An 18,046-nucleotide genomic window follows, 5' to 3' on the forward strand; every position below is an offset into this window, starting at 1 on the left:
AATTACTAAAAAATGGAAAAATTAAATCTCTGCCTCTTTTTATCATTAGATCAAGTTCATCTCAATGCGCCTGACGAACTGGCTCAGAAATATCAGGGTGTCTACAAGAATATTTTGTCTTTTTATTTTAAGAATCCTGACAGCAAGTTGAGCCTTTTTCTTTCCGGTCCGATACTTTCATGGATTTCAAAATATCATCCTGAAGCGACGACTCTTATCTCAAAACTTTTAAAGACTCAAATTGAAATTGTCGGCGGGGGATATTACAATCCTGCTTTTCCGCTGATTTTTCCTGCTGACAGAACTGGTCAAATTGAATTTCTAACGACGGACCTACGCCAAGAATTTGGTAAACGCCCGCGCGGAATCACACTTTTTAAGTCGATTTGGGACAGTTCTCTTATAACAAGTTTTCAGTCCTGCGGAATGGAATACGTTTTCCTTGACAGTGACGTAGCTTCGGAATACAAAAATTATTATCTTCCGTTGGTGATGAGCGAGCAAGGCAAAGCCTTAAAATCACTTTTGTATTATGACGATTTTGTTCCAGATGCAAATGTTTCTCCAAAAGATTTTTTGAACAATCTTTACGAAACTGTAAAATCGCGAACAGAAAACGACGAATTCTCTGACAAAACATCTGCTGAATGTGACGAAAGATTTTTGGCAATCAAATTAGATGATAAAACATTTTCTTCTCTTTTTAGCTCAGGCTGGTTGGAAAACTTTTATGCGACCGTAAAAAATGATTTTTCTGACAAAATCGCTTTGACGTTGCCTTTGGAATTTTTGCGAAAATCGCCAGATTTTTATTCAGCTTATGTTCATTCTGGAATAAAATCCGCAAAAAAATATACGACTATCCAAGACTTTCTTATAAAAAACCCAAAGAACAAGCAACTCTACGAACGAATGCTCTACATAGAAATTCTTCTTTCGCAATGCAAAGGCGACAAAGCCCGACAAAAATATGGCAAAAGAACTCTTATGGGCTGCACAAAACGGGGAATCATATTTTTATGATGATGAAAATCACTTCTTTAACAGTGAAGTGCGGCATTTTGCATATAAATATTTGGCAGAAGCTGAAAAAGTTATTCGTGGCGTAGGAGATTTTGACGAAGCTGTGACCACTTTTGACTATGACAATGACGGTCACAACGAGTATATTTGTGCAATGTCCAGCTACAATGCGTGCATCTCTCTTGCTTCTGGACAAATTACGCATTTGGACGTTATTCATAATTGTTCGAACTATGCGGTAGCATCGCGCTTGCCTGAAGATAAATACAATCGAGGTTTTTTTGTTGATCACCTTCTTTCAGATGAAGAATTTGAGCAGTACATGCTGACAGGTTCCGTTTATACGGGCGTGTTCTCCACAAAAAAATTCAGGCAAATTGATTTTTCAAGTGCGAAGCATGAAATAAAATTGAGGTGCGATGCCGAGTATTCAACAATGAATCTTCCAGTTTCACTTCGGAAAAATTATATTGCGAATTCTGACGGCTTTACAGTTCAGCTTATCCTAAAAAATGAAAGTCCGATTGCGTTAAAGGCAAACTTGATTATTGAGTCAAATTTCGCCCAGATGAATTTTAAAAATCCTCGTTTGAATTCTTATAATCTTGAAGTGGTTAGCAATGAGGAAAAGAAATTTTTTGAGCGACCTCGGCAGTGTGTTTGTCTCGAAAATATTTCAGGCTTGCAAATTACGGACTCAACGAACGACATTTCGTTTATCTATGGTCCGAATGAAGATTGCAATATCATCGCAATGCCTGTTTTTAGTGACAAAGGTACGGTTTTTATCACTTCTCTTTATTGGAAAATTGACCTTGCCGCAAACAGGGAAATTGAAAAATTCATAACTTTTTCGATTGCTCCGCCAAAGAAAAAACGACACTCCTGAAAAGTGATGTCTGACTGCAAGCGGTGTATGAATCCATAAAACTGCGAACAGTCAGAATCATTTTTCCCCGCTGAATCAGATAAATTTTCAGTCAATTTTTCATAGCGCAGAATTTCTGACACATTTTGTTTTTTTATGCCCCCCTGTAAAAACCGTGATATAATAGTATAAAAAATGGGAAATAAAAAAATGAAAAAAATAATTCTCTCACTTTTATCTTTTTTTGCACTTTCTTCCATTTTATTTGCTGACGAAATCAAGAAAATTTCGCTTCCAAAAGGTGTCATTACGATTCAACACAAAGTTTTTGACACAGCTCGCTTTTTTTGCAACAGGATTTGCCCAAGAGAGAAGGGTGGGCAGGTCTTTATTTTCCGGAAAAAGGAAAAAAAGTGAATGCAATCTACATGAAAGATTTATTTAGGTAACAACATTTTTTTGCCTCTTGGCAGAAGATGTAAAAATAAAAGGAGTGACTATGACATTCAAAGACTTAAAAGTTGCCGTTTATGCTGACGGCGCAGACATTGAAGGCATGAAGGCGATGTATGCCTCAGGTTATGTAAAGGGCTTTACCACAAACCCAAGCCTTATGAAAAAAGCCGGCGTAAAAGATTATGTTTCTTTTGCAAAAGACGTTGTTAAGGCAATTCCAGACTTGCCGCTTTCGTTCGAAGTTTTTAGCGACGACTTTGACACGATGGAAAAAGAGGCGAAAGTGATTGCAGCTCTCGGAAAGAACGTTTTCGTAAAAATCCCGATTATGCTCACTGACATGACAAGCACAGCTCCGCTCATCAAAAAACTTTCTGCGCAGGGCATCCAGCTTAACGTAACTGCAATCTTTACGTCTGAACAGGTTCAGGAAGCTGTTGACGCATTTGCACCGGGAACAAAAAATATCGTTTCTGTATTTGCCGGACGACTCGCCGACACAGGAAACGACCCGATTCCAGTAATCAAAGACACTGTTAGAATCTGCAAATCAAAACCCGGAACAATGAGTTTGTGGGCAAGTACCCGCGAAGTTTACAACGTAATGCAGGCTGACGAACTCGGCTGTGACATTATCACAACACCGAACAGTGTTATCGAAAAACTCGGCGGAATGGGAAAGTCTCCGATTCAGGGAAGCCAGGACACGGTTCTTACATTCGCAAAAGATATTAAATCTCTCGGATTCTCTATTCTCTCGTAGACAAACTGCTTTCTCATTATGAGCAAGAGGAGTAAAAATCTGTTAGCCGGCAAAAAAGGCAACGTTTCGCAAATGCCAAAAAATGCTTCTGAGCGGTGAGACAAAAATGAAACGCTAGTTTTTCTAAAACTGGCGGGGGCACACAAGTTTACTCTTGTGACAGAATTCGCTTATTGTGCTCCCTTGGTCAGCCATCATTTTTTTTGAAACGCTGCACCGGACGACCAACAGATTTTTACCATTACAAGTTTATACTGCGGAAGTCCTATTCGCATAACGTAATTGAGCAAACCTTTCAAAACATCTATAATTCTTTTTTATGAAGAATATAAAGACTAAAAGATTAATTACATCAGCTTTGCCTTATGTAAACAATATTCCGCATCTTGGAAATCTTATCCAGATGCTCAGTGCGGACGTTTTTGCCCGCTTCTGCCGTTCTCGCGGATATGAAACAATGTATGTCTGCGGAACCGACGAATACGGAACTGCCACGGAAACAAAGGCCTTGCAAGAAAACAAAACGCCTAGAGAACTTTGCGACTATTACTACGCAATTCACAAGGATATCTACGAGTGGTTCGACATCGCCTTTGATAAATTCGGTCGCACCTCAAACGAAGAGTGTACCGAAATCACACAGTTCATTTTTAATGAGCTTGACAAAAACGGATTCATAAAAGAGCACTCGTCAAAACAGCTCTTCTGTACAAAATGCAACATGTTCCTTGCCGACCGATATGTAGACGGAACTTGCCCAAAATGCGGAGCTACGGATGCACGCGGTGACCAGTGTGACTCATGCGGAACTCTTCTTGATCCGACTCAGCTTCTTGAACCACGTTGCCACACCTGTGGTTCAACACCGGAAGTTCGGGAAACAAAACATCTTTACATTGACCTTCCTTCAATCGCTCCAAAACTTGAAGATTGGATGGGAAAAACCAGCAAAGAAGGAAAATGGGCTGCAAACGCAATCCAGATGACAAAAGCATGGATTCGTGACGGTTTGAACGAACGCGCAATTACCCGCGACCTAAAGTGGGGAATCCCGGTTCCAAAGGCAGGATACGAAAACAAAGTTTTCTACGTTTGGTTCAATGCGCCAATCGGCTACATGTCGATTACAAAACAGCTTGCAGATGAAATGGCAGCGAACGGAAAACAGACTTTTGACTGGCGCAAGTGGTGGCTTCCATCTGAAAGCACAGAAAAATTCGAAGACGATGCAGATTTAAAACTCTTCCAGTTCATCGGAAAAGACAATATTCCGTTCCATACGGTAGTTTTCCCGTGTTCAGAAATCGGAACAGGAAAAGATTGGACAAAACTTTTCCACATGTCTTCCACAGAATTCTTGAATTACGAAGACGGAAAATTCTCAAAATCAAAGGGAATCGGAGTATTCGGTTCTGACGCAAAAGAATCTGGAATTCCTAGCGACGCATGGCGATTCTACATTTATTTTAACCGCCCGGAAAAACAGGATTACCAGTTCACATGGAAGGATTTTCAGGAAAAATACAATAAAGAGCTTATCGGAAACCTCGGAAATCTTGTTAACCGCGCGTTGACGTTCACAAACAAAAACTACGGCGGAAAGATTCCTGCTGGAAAGAAAGACGAAGCTCTTTGGGCGCAGATTATCGAAAAAGAAAAGAAAGTAACAGAACTTCTTGAGTGGGCCGAGTTAAAAGACGCTCTCCACGAGATTTTCGAAATTTCTGACATTTGTAACAAGGCTTTCCAGGACGCAGCTCCTTGGAAGGCAATCAAAGAAAACAAAGAAGTTGCCGACAATATTCTCTACAATCTTGCCTATGCAATCAAAGATTTGATGATTATGATTCAGCCGTATCTTCCAAAATACTCGCAGACAGTTGCAAGCTACTTTGGAAAATCAATCTACACAAGCACTTACGGAAATCCTGGCAAGGAAGACGCTTTAACCTGGGATGACCTTGGAAAACTTGAAGGATTGGATTCAATTTCGGCTACAGAAATTTACTTTAGGCCGATTGACGACAAGCAGACCGCCGAGTATCGCGCACGCTATGCCGGAAAGCAGGACGCACGAACCGAGAACGCGGAATCTGCCGACAAGAAAAAGAAAGAAAAGAAAGCCAAAAAAGAGAAAAAAGAACCTGTGGTTCTTCCTGTTGAAGAGCAGGCAGATTTCTTTAATTCCAACATCGAACTTTTGGTCGCAAAAATCGTTGACGTAAAACCAAATCCGGAGGGTGAAAAACTTTACATTGAAACTCTCGATGACGGAAGCGGAACTCCTCGAACGATTCAGTCGGGCTTAAGAATGTACTTGAAGGAAGAAGAACTTTTAGGCAAACACGTTGTGATTGCGGCAAATCTTGCTCCAAGAACAATGCGAGGTGTTGAGAGCCGAGGAATGCTTCTTGCAGGGGACTACAAAGACGGCGACAAAGACTGCGTTGAAGTTCTCGATGTAAGCTGGGCTAAGCCTGGAACAAGAATCGTTCTTGAAGGTGCAGATGCAAATGCACAGAAAAAGGCTGAAATCACGGGCGATGAATTCTTTAGCGTAGCTATCAATGCCGTTAACGGTTCTGTCCAGATTGCAGGAAAAAAACTCCTTGCCGACGGAAAAGAGATTAAAACCGTAAAAGCTTTGAACAGCGAAATTGGCTAAAAACAATCGGGGCTGTCAGTTTTGGCAGCCCTAATCTGTATTCACAGTTTTCGAATCAGCTTCGGAACAATTTTTTTATTATCATTCATTCTACTAGTCGAATTTTTATAATTTTAGTATCTTTATGATATGTCAAAACGATTTCAACAGACAAATTTCTGGTGCGATTTTAAAAGCGCACACGGATGGAAAAAAATATCACAAGACGGAATAAATATTCTCGTACGCAGTTTTGGTCGGGCACCATTGCGTTTTTCAATTGCCTATGTGCCATTAGCTCCTGAATATCCTGAAAACAAAAATTACATGGAAGATTCTCAGAATGTTTTGCAGGATGAATGCGAATATCTTGCAAAAGTTGGGGAATTCTCAAAAAAAATAAAATCTGTGCTTCCAAAAGGCACTCTTTGTGTTCGCTACGATTTACCTTTGGACTTTGATACGGTAGAGAAACGTGACGCTTTTATAAAAGATTTTAAAGAAAAGAGAGAATTTAAAGAATCATTCTCAAAGAATAAATTCACGATTTTAAAAAACAAAGTTGATATTCAGCCGCCGGACAGCACTTATCTTGAACTTTCAAAGTCAGAAGACGACTTGCTTTCTTCCATGAAGTCAAAATGGCGATACAACGTGCGCTATGCCTCAAAGCATGAAGTAAAAGTACGTGCGGTTCATGCAGGCGACGAGAATTTTGAAAAAGATTTGAATTCTTTCTATTCGCTCTACAAAACAACCGCCGAACGCGACGGAATCGGAATGCATTCGATTTCTTACTATAAAGATTTGATGGAACGTTCTGATGAAAAATCAAAAGTCACTTTGTATATCGCAAGTCACGAAGGGCAGGACTTGGCGGCAATCGTAACGCTTTTTCAGGAAGACGAGGCAATTTACCTTTACGGATGCAGCGGAAACGAAAAGCGAAACCTTATGCCGGCATATTTGGTTCAGTGGACGGCGATTTGCGATGCAAAAAAATTCGGCTCGAAGATTTATGATTTTTATGGGATTCCGCCGACGGGAGACGAAAATCACCCTATGCACGGACTTTATCTTTTTAAAACCGGTTTTGGCGGAAAAGAAGTGCACAGACCCGGAAGTTTTGATATTCCGCTCTCGCCATTATACAAGCTTTACACTTGTGCCGAAAATCTACGGGCGTGGTATCATAAAATATTCTTAAAGAAAATTAGGGGACGATAAAATGAAAATTACGAATTCAAAATTTTTAATAAAATCATTCTGCATCGCCATGATGCTGTTTTCGACAGGCTGTGCTTCATCCTATTCAACAGGAGGAATAAAAACCGTAAAGCGTGATGCAAACGGAAACGTTATAAAAGAAGAGACTACTAATCAAGAAATTGTTGAAGAACCAAAATCAGAACCTGTTCCAATTCCTGCGCCTGAACCTGTTGCAGAAGAAAAAACAGATGATTCTGATGCAGAATACAATCGCTCGGTCGGAACACTTGATGTTTCAAAAGACACTTTTGAGAACGACAAAAAACTTGTTTTGAGCACGATTGACGAGCTTGCAAAAGTTATGCGAGACCGGAACTTTCGGCTTTGGTGTGCGTATATAGACCAGGAATCGATTGATTATTGGAGCCAACCTGTAAATTTGCGAAAAGCACAGAAAAAACTTCCAATCAAAGGGCTGCAGTTAAAATCATTGGAAGACTATTTTAAATTCGTTTTCATTCCGTCACGAAAGGAATCTGTTGTTGAAGAAATCCGATACGTCTCAAAGAATTATGTAAAAGCAATTGCCGTAAAAGACGAGCAAGAAGTTGTTTACTATTATTTTAACAAAATCGATGACAAGTGGATGGTTCATCTTCCAAAGATTGAAGACTAATCGACGACTAACATTGTTTTTATTGATTTTTACAGTATAATATAGTTGAATAAAAATAGGTTGTGAATTTTCAAAGTGTTTTTGAATTACATTCACAACTTTTTTTTCTAAAATCAAATGGAGGAAATCTATGAAATTGTCTAAAAAAATAATTTTGGCTTTTGCAGCACTGACTTTTTCTTCAAGCATTTATGCTTTGGACGGAAGCGATTTTTCAAGTCTGACTAGCAATCCAAACTATTTTGCTGACACAATCAATGATGGGCTTGATGATTTTACGACTCAGCTTGCAAATGCCATTCCACAGGCAGCTACACAGCAGAACGTATGGGCCGACGCTTACATCGGCAAGTTGTTTCCGTCAGTTCCGTTCCACTTGGGAGGCGGTTTTAACGTTGCGTTGACGCACATTGACACAAGCGGAATCGCAAAAGCTGCTTCTGCACTCGAAATCGACGGAATCAAAGACAGCTATTATTATCCAGTATTTACAGCAGACCTTCGCATCGGCGGAATTCTCTTTCCGTTCGACTGCGACATTGCCGTTATGAAAACTGGAACTCTTTCAACAAGTGCAATGGGTTGTGACCTTGACGTTGACTTCTTGACGGTCGGCTTTGACTTCCGTTACGCACTTTTGGAAGGCGGACTTGTATTGCCAAAACTTTCTGTTGGTGTAGGATATTTCTATAATCAGGGTTCGTTCGGAGCTGGAAACAGCGATGCAGAATTGAACGTTGATTACAAAATACACACAATGTATGCTCAGGCACAGGTTTCAAAATCATTCTTGATTTTTACTCCATTCGTTGGTCTTAGAGGACTCGTTTCAAAATGTGACAACTCATACGACTGGAAAGTTAAAAATACCCAATTCTTGACTGCTGCAGATGCTGCAAAACAATTAGGAACAACAGTTGCTACAAACGGTTCTGGAAACTACAAAACAGACAGCTTTGATTTTGGTGCAATTCAGCCACAGATTTATGCTGGTGTTGGTTTGAACTTCCTTGTTCTTCAGACAACATTGAGCATTTCTGCAGACCTCCGAAACATTTGGGACGATGGTTTGTGGAGCGGTGCTTTCAGTTTCAGAGTTAAGCTTTAATAAAGTAATTTGCTTAAGACCGGATTTTTCCGGTCTTTTTTATTGTGCATACTTCCCAAGTGTGTCATAATGACACGTATGAAAACCAAAAATGACAACAAATTGACGTTCGTTTTCGCTGGCGGCGGAACGGGCGGACACATCTATCCGGGGCTTGCCGTTGCGGACGAGCTTCGTTCACTTGCAAAATCAAATCAAAAAGAAATTCAGATTTTCTGGATTGGAAATAATAAGGGCATGGACAGAGAACTTGTTGAAAAGTCCGGCTCAATCGATAAATTCATTGGCGTTCCGAGCGGAAAACTCCGCCGCTATTTTTCGCTGCAAAACTTTCTCGATGTTTTTAAAATTTTTGCGGGACTCGTAAAGTCTTATTTTACTCTTCTAAAACTAAAACCGGACCTTGTATTCTCAAAAGGCGGTTTCGTCAGCGTAACTCCGTGCATGGCAGCTTCTTTGCTGAAAATTCCTGTTTTGACGCACGAGTGCGACTTTACGCCAGGGCTTGCCACAAGAATAAATTCTCGGTTCGCAAAAAAAGTTCTTGTTTCTTACGAGGAGACTAAAAAATATCTTCGAGCGGATAAGCGTGAGCGTGCACTTGTAACAGGGAACCCAGTCCGCCCGATTTTTTATGAACCAAATCCGCAGAACGGAAAGAAATTTCTTTTTGCAAACAGAAGCGACTACAATCCGCTAAAACCGATTCTTATGATTTTGGGCGGAAGTCTTGGCGCGCACCAAATTAACGAGCTTGTTGCCGAAAATCTTGATTGGCTTTGCGAGCGATTCAACGTGGTTCATCAGTGCGGAGCTAAAGACGCAGACGCAATGCCTAAAAATCACGACGGCTACTTTTTACATCCTTTCATCTACAAAGAAATGTGCGATGTAATTTCGTGCGCAGACGTTGTTTTGGCTCGTGCGGGGGCAAACTCGATTTGGGAATGCTCAGTTCTTGGTAAGCCAATGGTTTTGATTCCGCTTTGCGGTTCAGGAACGCGTGGAGATCAAGTTGACAATGCTAAATTCTTTGTTGAAAAAGGGGCGGCCGACATGCTTCTGGGCGATGACGTTAATTTTGAGAATCTAAAATCATCACTCGAAAAAATGCTCGATTCCACAAAACGAATAAACGCGGCGGCGGCTTCAAAGGCGCTTTCTGCTGGAAAACGACCTGCTAAAAAGATTGCAGAGATTATACTCGAAGAAATTTCTGCAGAATAATTTCATGGAGGAAAAATGAATATCGTAGACGCACTTCTTCTTTGTTTTATTTTTTTTGTCGCAATGATTTGTGCCTTTAGAGGTTTCGTAGACGTTGTGTTCGGCAAGTTCGCTTTTATTGCCAGTTTGCTCGCAGCATTCTATTTTTGTCCAATGGTAGCTCCGCTTTTAACAAAAATTACAACGAACAAAGTTATCGATTTGGTTTTGGCTTTTTTCATCATTTTTGTCGTGGTTTTTATGTTCCTAAAATTATGCCAGTTGATTATAAACGCAATTTTTAGCGGTGTAGTCATGGGGAGCTTAAATCATGCTTTGGGATTTTTTTTTGGCGTTATTGAAGGCTGTCTGTTTGTCTGCCTTCTTTTTATTTTTATAAAAGCCCAGCCGTGGTTTCAAGTTTCGCCAATTTTGAACGAAAGTTTTTTGTATAATCTTTTTTTGCCAGTTTTGCAAAAACCCGTTAACAGAGTTTCAGGAATTTTAGTCTGATGTTTGACAATCTGCTTTATCAAAACGCGGCTTCCCTTTTAAAGGCGGACATTTTAAGCAACAAACTTCCTGGCGCAATCTTGCTCTCAGGACCAGCTTCCAGCGGAAAACTCACTTGCGCCCTTGAAATCGCGCGAATTCTTTCTTGTAGCGGGCGGGGAACTCAGGCATTGCCTCGCGGGCACTGGCTTTGCGACTGTCCGTCTTGCAAAAAAAACAAGGAGCTTACAAACGCCGACATTCTTCTTGCAGGACCGCGCGACTGTTCGCTAGAAATTCTTGCCGCAAAAAAAGCTTTTCTTTCGGCGGCGCTAAATAATTCAAGTCACCTTATGGCATCAAGATATTTTTTTATCCGAGCCGTAAGAAAACTTACAATGCGTTTCAGCCAGATTTTATGGGAGAGCGATGAAAAAGTTTCAAAAATCTCACCTGTAATTCAGACAATCGACGAGCAAATGGAAACTTTTAATCCAGACAAGGATTTGCCAGAAAACGATAAACTCGAAAAGATTTTGACCAAAATCATTGAACAGTGCGACAAACTGGAATCTTCATTCATGTACGACTCGCTCCCGATTAATCAGATCCGAAATGCTTCGAATTGGGCTAGGCTAAAATCCAACGGCGGAAAAAAAGTGCTTATAATTGAAAACGCTGAAAGAATGCTCGAAGCCACAAGAAATGCACTTTTAAAAATCCTTGAAGAACCTCCGAGTGACACGGTTTTTATTCTTACGACAAGCCGGCGCGGAGCTGTAATGCAGACAATTCTTTCTAGAGTAAGGACTTACAGTTTTTCTGAACGCACAATCGAGCAGCAGTCAGAAGTTATTGACCGAGTTTTTCATGCCGCCGAAGAAAATCACAAGCATCAGGATTCTCTTAGAATCGACGATTATTTGCAGACTTTTCTTCCAGTGAGCATTTTTGATGTGAATCAGATTGCAAAAAATTATTACGAGACCATAAAACGGAATCAAATTCCGCCTGCCGACAAAATCGTAAAATCGTGCGCAGGCTTTGAACCACGTTTTTTGTTCAAAATTTTTCTTGCGGGAATTTTAAATTCCTCAAAAGATTTTATGCAGTCCGCCCAAAACTGTGATTTGTGGTCAAAAAATCTTTCGGTAATCGGCGACTGCTACAACAACGTTACGATTTACAATCAAAGTCCTGTAGCGGCAATCGAAAAACTTACGCGGGATTTGACGGTAAACCGGGCGCAGCTTTTTAGGTAGGTTAGGCAACAAGCGTCAAAAGGAAGGTGTGAGAATGCAGGAATTTTCTAAACGTGTAACTCAAAAACTTTCAAAACTTTCAAATGCACAGATTCAGTCATTGGTTTCGGATATTTCGAACAAAAACGAAATGTTCGACTCAATTTTTCAGTCCCTTGCCACGGGATTGATGATTGTGGACACTGACTTTCATCTCATAAAAATCAACAAGGCGGCAGAGCGTTATTTGCAGTTTTCAAAAAATCCTGAGGATTCCGATGTGGAAAATCTTGCGGTTTGGGAGTTGATTTTAGAGGATGAAGTTTCGGATTTTCTAAAAAAGAATTTTCAGAACGAGAATACGAACGTGAGCGATGAATTCACTCTTACCACCACAGGAGGCTCAACACGGTTCATCGACATTTTTATTTCGCCGCTCGTTCAAAAGTCAAATCTTATCGGCTCAATCGTAAGAATCGAGGACGTTACAGAAAAACGAAATCAGGAAATTCTCCTGCACCGCATGGAAACGCTTGCAAGCCTTACGAACATTGCGGCGAGCGTGGCTCACGAAATTAAAAATCCGCTCGGCGCAATCAGCATTCACATTCAGCTTATTCAAAAGGCAATCCGAAAAAAGCGTGATTCTGACGGGCAACTTCCTGAACCAAAATTCTTGGAGAATCATCTTGACGTTGTGAATCAGGAAATTGACAGGCTCAACAAAATCGTCGTTGACTTTTTGATGGCGGTGAGACCGATTTCTGCGAATCTGGAACTTGTGGAGCCAAATAAACTGCTCGAAGAATTCATTGCGTTTTTTATGCCAGAATTCAACGAAAAAAACGTTATTGTTGAATCAAAACTTTGCAAAGATTGTCCGCGGCTGCTTTTGGACAAAAAACTTTTTAGGGAAGTCATCGTAAATCTTGCCCAAAATGCCCTTGCGGCAATCATCAAACGAATTGAAGAACTTAACAACCCGATGAACGGAGCGTTAAGAATCAAAACCGAAGTGAAGGATGATAAATTCTATCTGTATTTTTGCGATAACGGTTGCGGAATGGATGACCAGACGGCGAGCCGCGTTTTTGAGCCATATTTTACGACAAAAGCGAACGGAACCGGGCTTGGAATGGCAATGGCTTACAAAATCATCAAAGAATTTTCCGGTGACATTTCGGTAAAATCAGTTTTGGGCGAGGGAACGCTTTTTACGATAGTGCTCCCGATTCCTCAAAAAGACAAACGACTTCTTACAGTAAAAAACTAGGTGACTATGAAATTTACGATTCTTATTATTGATGACGAAAAAAATATTCGAGAGGGACTTGCCGCAGATTTTGAAATGGACGGCTACAACGTAAAAGTCGCTGAAAACGGCAAACAAGGATTGGAATTTATTTCGAAAGGCGACATTGACCTTGTTATTACAGATTTGAGAATGCCGGGTGGCGTTAGCGGAGAGGACGTTTTGCGTCACGTTACGGCTGAGACTCCAGGAATTCCTGTGATTGTGCTTACAGGACACGGCTCGATTGATGCGGCGGTACAAGCAATGCACGACGGGGCTTATGATTTTTTGACCAAGCCATTGAACCTTGAGCAGCTTGAAATGATTGTAAAACGGGCTTTGCAGGGGCGCGAGCTTAGTTTGCAGCATCAGCAGCTTTTGAAAGAAGTTGATTCAAACCATCAGGTTGATGAAATTATTGGAAAAAGTGCTGCGATGCAAAAAGTCATTACGCTCGTAAAAAAAGTTGCGGACGCAAAAATCAGCGTTCTGGTGACTGGCGAGAGCGGTGTAGGAAAAGAAGTTGTTGCGGACGCTTTGCACAAACTTTCTAGCAGACGAAACAACTCGTTCATAAAAGTTCACTGTGCGGCTTTGAGCGAAACTCTTCTTGAAAGCGAGCTTTTTGGTCACGAAAAAGGTTCATTTACAGGCGCGGAGTCTCTTCACAAAGGAAAATTCGAGCAGGCTCACGGCGGAACGATTTTTCTTGACGAGATTGGCGAAATAAATCAGACCGTGCAAGTAAAACTTTTGCGCGTTTTGCAGGAAAAGAAATTTGAGCGAGTTGGCGGAGAGCAGACGCTTGAAGTTGATGTGCGCGTAATTGCAGCCACGAACAGGAATCTTGAAGAAGAGGTGAAGGCAGGCCGCTTCCGCGAAGATTTGTACTTTCGTCTGAACGGAATCCACATTGAAGTTCCGCCGTTACGCGAAAGGAAGGACGATATTCCGCTTTTGATGAATGCGTTCCTGGAAAAATACAATGCCGAAAACAACAAAAACGTAAAGGGCTTTGACAGCCGGGCTAGGGCGGCGATTTACAAATACGACTGGCCGGGAAATATCCGTGAGCTTCAGCACTGCGTGGAAAGTTCCGTTGTAATGGCGAGCGGGGACGAAATCACACTCGACGATTTGCCGCCAACAGTGAGTCATCAGTCAAAAAGCGAGAACATCGCAATTCCAGTGGGAATTTCTCTTGACGAAGCCGAAAAGATTTTGATTCAGCAGAATCTTGCAGCAAATAAAGGAAATAAATCGAAAACTGCCGATATTTTGGGCATTGGCCGAAAAACATTGCACCGAAAATTGCAGGAATACGGACTCGAAAACGACGACGAGGAAACTTCTCAGGAATAGCTTGAACGTGGGCAGAACAAAGAGCCTGAATCCCCGAGACAAGCGCGATTCCGCCCGTTACAGCCATAAAAATACCGCCCGAAGTGCGTCTCCGTCCCATGGTACTCCCATTTTTCCTCCTCCTTAAAACTCAAATCTTTTGCCATGAATCGCGCGCTTCCATCCGTCAGAAAGCTGCTCTTCTTCAAGCCAAGTGCCCGTTTCTGGTCGCTGCCCGTCCTCGTCCACAGACGTTTCGCCGTAATCGTAGGAATATTCGTCGTTTGTGTAATTGAAATAAAGCGTACCTTTTAGCTCGTAGCTGCTGCCATTAAACTCGTGGATTTTGTAAATCAAAATGCCGTGAGTTGTGTTTTCCATTGAATAAATCAGCCGCTTTTCGCTGTCCAAAGCAAGATAAGTCGGCGAAAAATCTTCCCAAAACGGCGGATTCAGCTCGTGGCAGCCTTTTTCGATGTTCCAGAAATACACGTCATAGTAAGGCTGTGCGCCGCGCATTGTGTAGCCCGCCAGAATCACGATGTCGTCATAGCCGTCAAAGTTCAGGTCAGCCATCTCAAAATATTTTTTGTTCACGGCGGTAAAACCGTTTTCGGTCTTGATTTCGTAATTAAGAACCTCTGAAAGCTCACCGTCTTTTTTGACTTCGAGGTGCATTGTCCTGTCCTGAACTTCTTTGCCAAAATCGCTGTCCGGGCAATTCACCGTGATTTTGTAAAAATCTCCGCGCCCAAGCAGAAACATAATCCGCTCCGTGGTAAGCTCGCTTGCTTTTACGGGCGTTTTGAGCGTGCGGGTTTCGCTCTCGGTTTCGTATTCGTAATTATCGCCCGTCGGGGTTGTGCAGTCTGATTTGATTTTGTAAAGACAATATTCATCGCCGATTTCTTTAAAGAAAAATGTCTCATACCAAAGATAATTTCCGCCGCCCCAGTCAAACGAAAGCGCAAATCCGTCGTCTGTTTCTTGAAAATCACCGAAACCAAAGTTTTTCGCCTCAAAGTCTGACATGGGAAGTCTGAAATTGCAGTCTCCGCCCTGCCATTTGACATAAGCCCAACGGCGCGGGTGCTGATGTTCTCTGTCCCCAGCTTCTGCAAGACGCTCAATAAAAAGCCGCTGAACATAGCAGGTGTAATGCAGGGCAAAATAATATTCTCGCCCGAAGCCGTCATACCACGTGGAATTTTCAAAATCATAATGGCTTCCATGGACGTATAAATGGTTGCCTTCAAACTTAAATTTTTTCTCAAACGATATTTCTTCGGTTTTGCTTGAATAAAAAAGAAGTTCAGTAGCGAGCGGGTCAAACGTAAAGGCATCATCAACGCAAAGCGCGTAGTGTGCATTTCCTTCAAGATGAGAAAAATCGCCAATCCAATACAAAACAGTTTCGTTGCCGAATTCCTTTTTGTGAAAATTGAGCGGGATTTTCTGCGTTGTTTTGTAAGAGCAATTGAGAATCTGCTTTTCTTTTGTGCCGTAAGTCAGGCAAAGATAATAAGTGTTAGGTTCGGCATCCACACTTATCATAAGTTCGTAATTCAGAAAATAAATGCCATTGCCAAGTGAAAGTGCGTTTTTTAGCTTGTAGTATTTTCCGCGAACATTTTGGTAAATATTTTGCCAGCTCACTTTTTCTTTTGCCTGGTTTTCGCAATATTCAACAATCAGCTTTTGCATTTCCGCCGATTCAAAGAACGCTTTTTCAGAGCCAGAACATTGCATTTCTGCTTTTTCAATGACATCTCTGTGTTTTTGCAGAAAATCTTTTTCGCTTTGTGCATTTTGCGCAAAAAGAGCAGAAATCGTGATTAGAGAAAGGAGTATTGTTAGAAAGAATGTTTGTACAAATCTTTTTTTATTCATTTTGAAACGTCCTTAACTTTTTGCCACTATTTGCTGATTTTTGCTTTTTGGCTTTTCAGAGATTGTGTATTTCAGTTTTCCTTCCTCAATAAGCGGAATTATGTAATTCTTCACAAATTATATTCTCAAATTTCGGCTCAAACAATCCTGCTTTTTTCATTTCCACATAAATGGTCGGGATACCAGAATATCGATTTTCTGTAGTATTCAGAATTTCAAGGGCGGTGGCAATAAAAGGATAATGAATGTTGTTCGCAACGCACTGTCGGGTAAAACCTTCAGGCAAAAGTCCGTCAAAAAATATTTTTGTCGATTCCGAATCGAATTCTTTATGAGAAAGAGGAAAGCTCAAGGAAATTGCCCTTGCGTTCGGGGCTGAAAGAAATGAGTCCGCGTAGGAAAAAACTGCGTCGCGGGAACTTGTACCAGAAATCTGTCCTGCAAGAACAAAACGCCCGTTAATTTCAATCAGGACTTTCAGACAGAACTTTTTCATCTAGCTCCGAGCCTCCACATTCAAATCAAGCCCAAGAAGATTTATGAGGCTGAGCGTTTTTCCGATTTCGCAGGTGGGCTTTCCGTTCTCAAGGTCGGACAAAAAACTCACGCTGAATCCCGTGATTTCAGAAATGTACTGCTGAGTGTATTTCAATTCTTTTCGGCGCTCGCGAATTGCGTTCCCCAGCTCTTTTGAATCGCTGATTTTCATAAGGCTCCCTGATTTAGCCGAACGGCTAATTTTTGCTAAAAAAAAACACAAACTTAGCCGTTCGGCTTTATTCTTACTTTTTAAGTATAATTTAGCCGTTCGGCGTTGTCAATGAGACTACTCCATGCTGTTGGCATCATTTAGTCATCCAATTCAAGCAATTCCAGCCATTCTACTTCAACCAAAGCAACTTGTGAAACATGAGGAAAGAACGAGAAAAGACCGTATTGCGATGATTGTGAATGCAATTTGCTTGGCAAGCGATTTCATTTTCTGCTACTCCACGCCGTTGGCCTTTTTCCATGCGGTGATGAAATGGTCCTCTGAAATGATTGCTATTTCTGATTCAATGTCATGTTCTGTCCAGTCAAGATAGTTATTAAACTTGCTCAAATCAAGCCAAACAAGTTTAGCATTTTTCTCCACCCTGTGAACTGGTTTATTAAAATCTTCATTATTTTCATTTGTGTAAACATTCTTTTCATATTTATCCAAATAAAAAATAAGGGTCGGATTATATTCAGGCTCAAGAGCTGAATACAATTTTTTTACCATAGGCAAGACTATAGGTGCATAATATTTTCTGTTATTTTCAATTCCTATTTTTTCTTGTTTAGGCAGCTTAATGTAAATCCAAGTCTCAAAATCATTTGTTTTCTTGTATTCCTCATAAGTTGAGTTTTTGGACCATTTGCTTACATTTCTGCTCATCCCACGGAATTCTAGAATGTCATACTTCATTCCGATGTCGTCAAGGATTTTCTCAACATCAGCTTTGAGTTGCTTCTCAAATATACGGACATGTGCCTGAGTCTCAAAATATACAGTATCAGCGACAGTGTAGTCGGTATAGATATTGAAATTCTTATAGGCTTCTGGAATATCGGCAGGACGCAAATAACCATAAAATCCATAATCCCAGCCTAAAGCCATTGTTGCATTACTTCCACTAAGAGCAGGAGTAATCTCAAACTGCATTCCATATTGCTCGCTTACCGCGTTCACAATATCCTGCTGTAACTCTTCTTTTGTGTTGTATTCTCTTTTCAATTTTCTTCCTCCAAAACAGCCAGCGAAATTGAGCAAAACCACCGCAATCAAAACGATTTTTCCAAAATTCATCTTC

General features: G+C 41.0%; 16 protein-coding genes. 12 read left to right on the forward strand and 4 right to left on the reverse strand.

Annotated elements, in window-relative coordinates:
- The first annotated feature begins 12 nt into the window (after positions 1-12).
- The 12 genes from JI65_RS04385 to JI65_RS04440 all read left to right on the forward strand — a co-directional run bounded on the left by JI65_RS04385 (position 13) and on the right by JI65_RS04440 (position 14,342).
- Positions 13-1,023: a polysaccharide deacetylase family protein gene (locus tag JI65_RS04385; protein ID WP_191014169.1), complete on the forward strand. Its 1,011-nt coding sequence runs from the start codon at positions 13-15 to the stop codon at positions 1,021-1,023.
- Positions 971-1,912 (forward strand): alpha-amylase/4-alpha-glucanotransferase domain-containing protein, encoded by a 942-nt coding sequence (locus JI65_RS04390; RefSeq protein WP_191014170.1) that lies wholly within the window; start codon positions 971-973, stop codon positions 1,910-1,912. Before JI65_RS04385 ends, JI65_RS04390 begins: the two co-directional genes overlap by 53 nt.
- A 478-nt stretch (positions 1,913-2,390) precedes the next feature.
- Positions 2,391-3,110 (forward strand): transaldolase, encoded by a 720-nt coding sequence (locus tag JI65_RS04395; RefSeq protein WP_191014171.1) that lies wholly within the window; start codon positions 2,391-2,393, stop codon positions 3,108-3,110.
- A 319-nt stretch (positions 3,111-3,429) separates the two neighbouring features.
- Positions 3,430-5,775 (forward strand): methionine--tRNA ligase, encoded by a 2,346-nt coding sequence (metG, locus tag JI65_RS04400; RefSeq protein WP_191014172.1) that lies wholly within the window; start codon positions 3,430-3,432, stop codon positions 5,773-5,775.
- Positions 5,776-5,904: 129 nt separating this feature from the next.
- Complete coding sequence (locus JI65_RS04405; protein WP_191014173.1) at positions 5,905-6,981, forward strand: lipid II:glycine glycyltransferase FemX; 1,077 nt, start codon at positions 5,905-5,907, stop codon at positions 6,979-6,981.
- A gap of 1 nt (position 6,982) precedes the next feature.
- Positions 6,983-7,639, forward strand: a complete 657-nt coding sequence (locus tag JI65_RS04410) for a hypothetical protein (RefSeq protein WP_191014174.1) — start codon at positions 6,983-6,985, stop codon at positions 7,637-7,639.
- Positions 7,640-7,769: 130 nt separating this feature from the next.
- Positions 7,770-8,747, forward strand: a complete 978-nt coding sequence (locus tag JI65_RS04415; RefSeq protein WP_191014175.1) for a hypothetical protein — start codon at positions 7,770-7,772, stop codon at positions 8,745-8,747.
- Between the two features lie 78 nt (positions 8,748-8,825).
- Positions 8,826-9,974 (forward strand): undecaprenyldiphospho-muramoylpentapeptide beta-N-acetylglucosaminyltransferase, encoded by a 1,149-nt coding sequence (gene murG / locus JI65_RS04420; RefSeq protein WP_191014176.1) that lies wholly within the window; start codon positions 8,826-8,828, stop codon positions 9,972-9,974.
- A gap of 15 nt (positions 9,975-9,989) precedes the next feature.
- Positions 9,990-10,466 (forward strand): CvpA family protein, encoded by a 477-nt coding sequence (locus tag JI65_RS04425; RefSeq protein WP_191014177.1) that lies wholly within the window; start codon positions 9,990-9,992, stop codon positions 10,464-10,466.
- Complete coding sequence (locus tag JI65_RS04430; protein ID WP_191014178.1) at positions 10,466-11,707, forward strand: DNA polymerase III; 1,242 nt, start codon at positions 10,466-10,468, stop codon at positions 11,705-11,707. The genes JI65_RS04425 and JI65_RS04430 overlap by 1 nt, the downstream gene beginning before the upstream one ends.
- 34 nt (positions 11,708-11,741) lie before the next feature.
- Complete coding sequence (locus JI65_RS04435; RefSeq protein ID WP_191014179.1) at positions 11,742-12,959, forward strand: two-component system sensor histidine kinase NtrB; 1,218 nt, start codon at positions 11,742-11,744, stop codon at positions 12,957-12,959.
- A gap of 6 nt (positions 12,960-12,965) precedes the next feature.
- Positions 12,966-14,342, forward strand: a complete 1,377-nt coding sequence (locus JI65_RS04440; RefSeq protein ID WP_191014180.1) for a sigma-54-dependent transcriptional regulator — start codon at positions 12,966-12,968, stop codon at positions 14,340-14,342.
- A gap of 123 nt (positions 14,343-14,465) precedes the next feature.
- Here JI65_RS04440 and JI65_RS04445 read toward each other — a convergent pair whose 3' ends face one another.
- From JI65_RS04445 to JI65_RS04460, 4 genes are all read right to left on the reverse strand, one after another.
- On the reverse strand, positions 14,466-16,211 hold the full coding sequence (locus JI65_RS04445) for an XAC2610-related protein (RefSeq protein ID WP_191014181.1): 1,746 nt from the start codon (positions 16,209-16,211) through the stop codon (positions 14,466-14,468).
- Positions 16,212-16,296: 85 nt separating this feature from the next.
- Entirely contained in the window at positions 16,297-16,707 is a 411-nt protein-coding gene (locus JI65_RS04450; protein WP_197971898.1) for a HipA N-terminal domain-containing protein, read from the reverse strand.
- Positions 16,708-16,920 carry a helix-turn-helix domain-containing protein gene (locus tag JI65_RS04455; RefSeq protein ID WP_002702244.1) on the reverse strand — a complete coding sequence of 71 codons (213 nt, stop codon included), beginning with the start codon at positions 16,918-16,920 and terminating at the stop codon, positions 16,708-16,710.
- A gap of 276 nt (positions 16,921-17,196) precedes the next feature.
- On the reverse strand, positions 17,197-18,042 hold the full coding sequence (locus JI65_RS04460; protein WP_191014182.1) for a hypothetical protein: 846 nt from the start codon (positions 18,040-18,042) through the stop codon (positions 17,197-17,199).
- Positions 18,043-18,046: the final 4 nt, after the last annotated feature.

The sequence above is a fragment of the Treponema zioleckii genome (genome assembly GCF_014737315.1).
Lineage (GTDB): Bacteria > Spirochaetota > Spirochaetia > Treponematales > Treponemataceae > Treponema_D > Treponema_D zioleckii.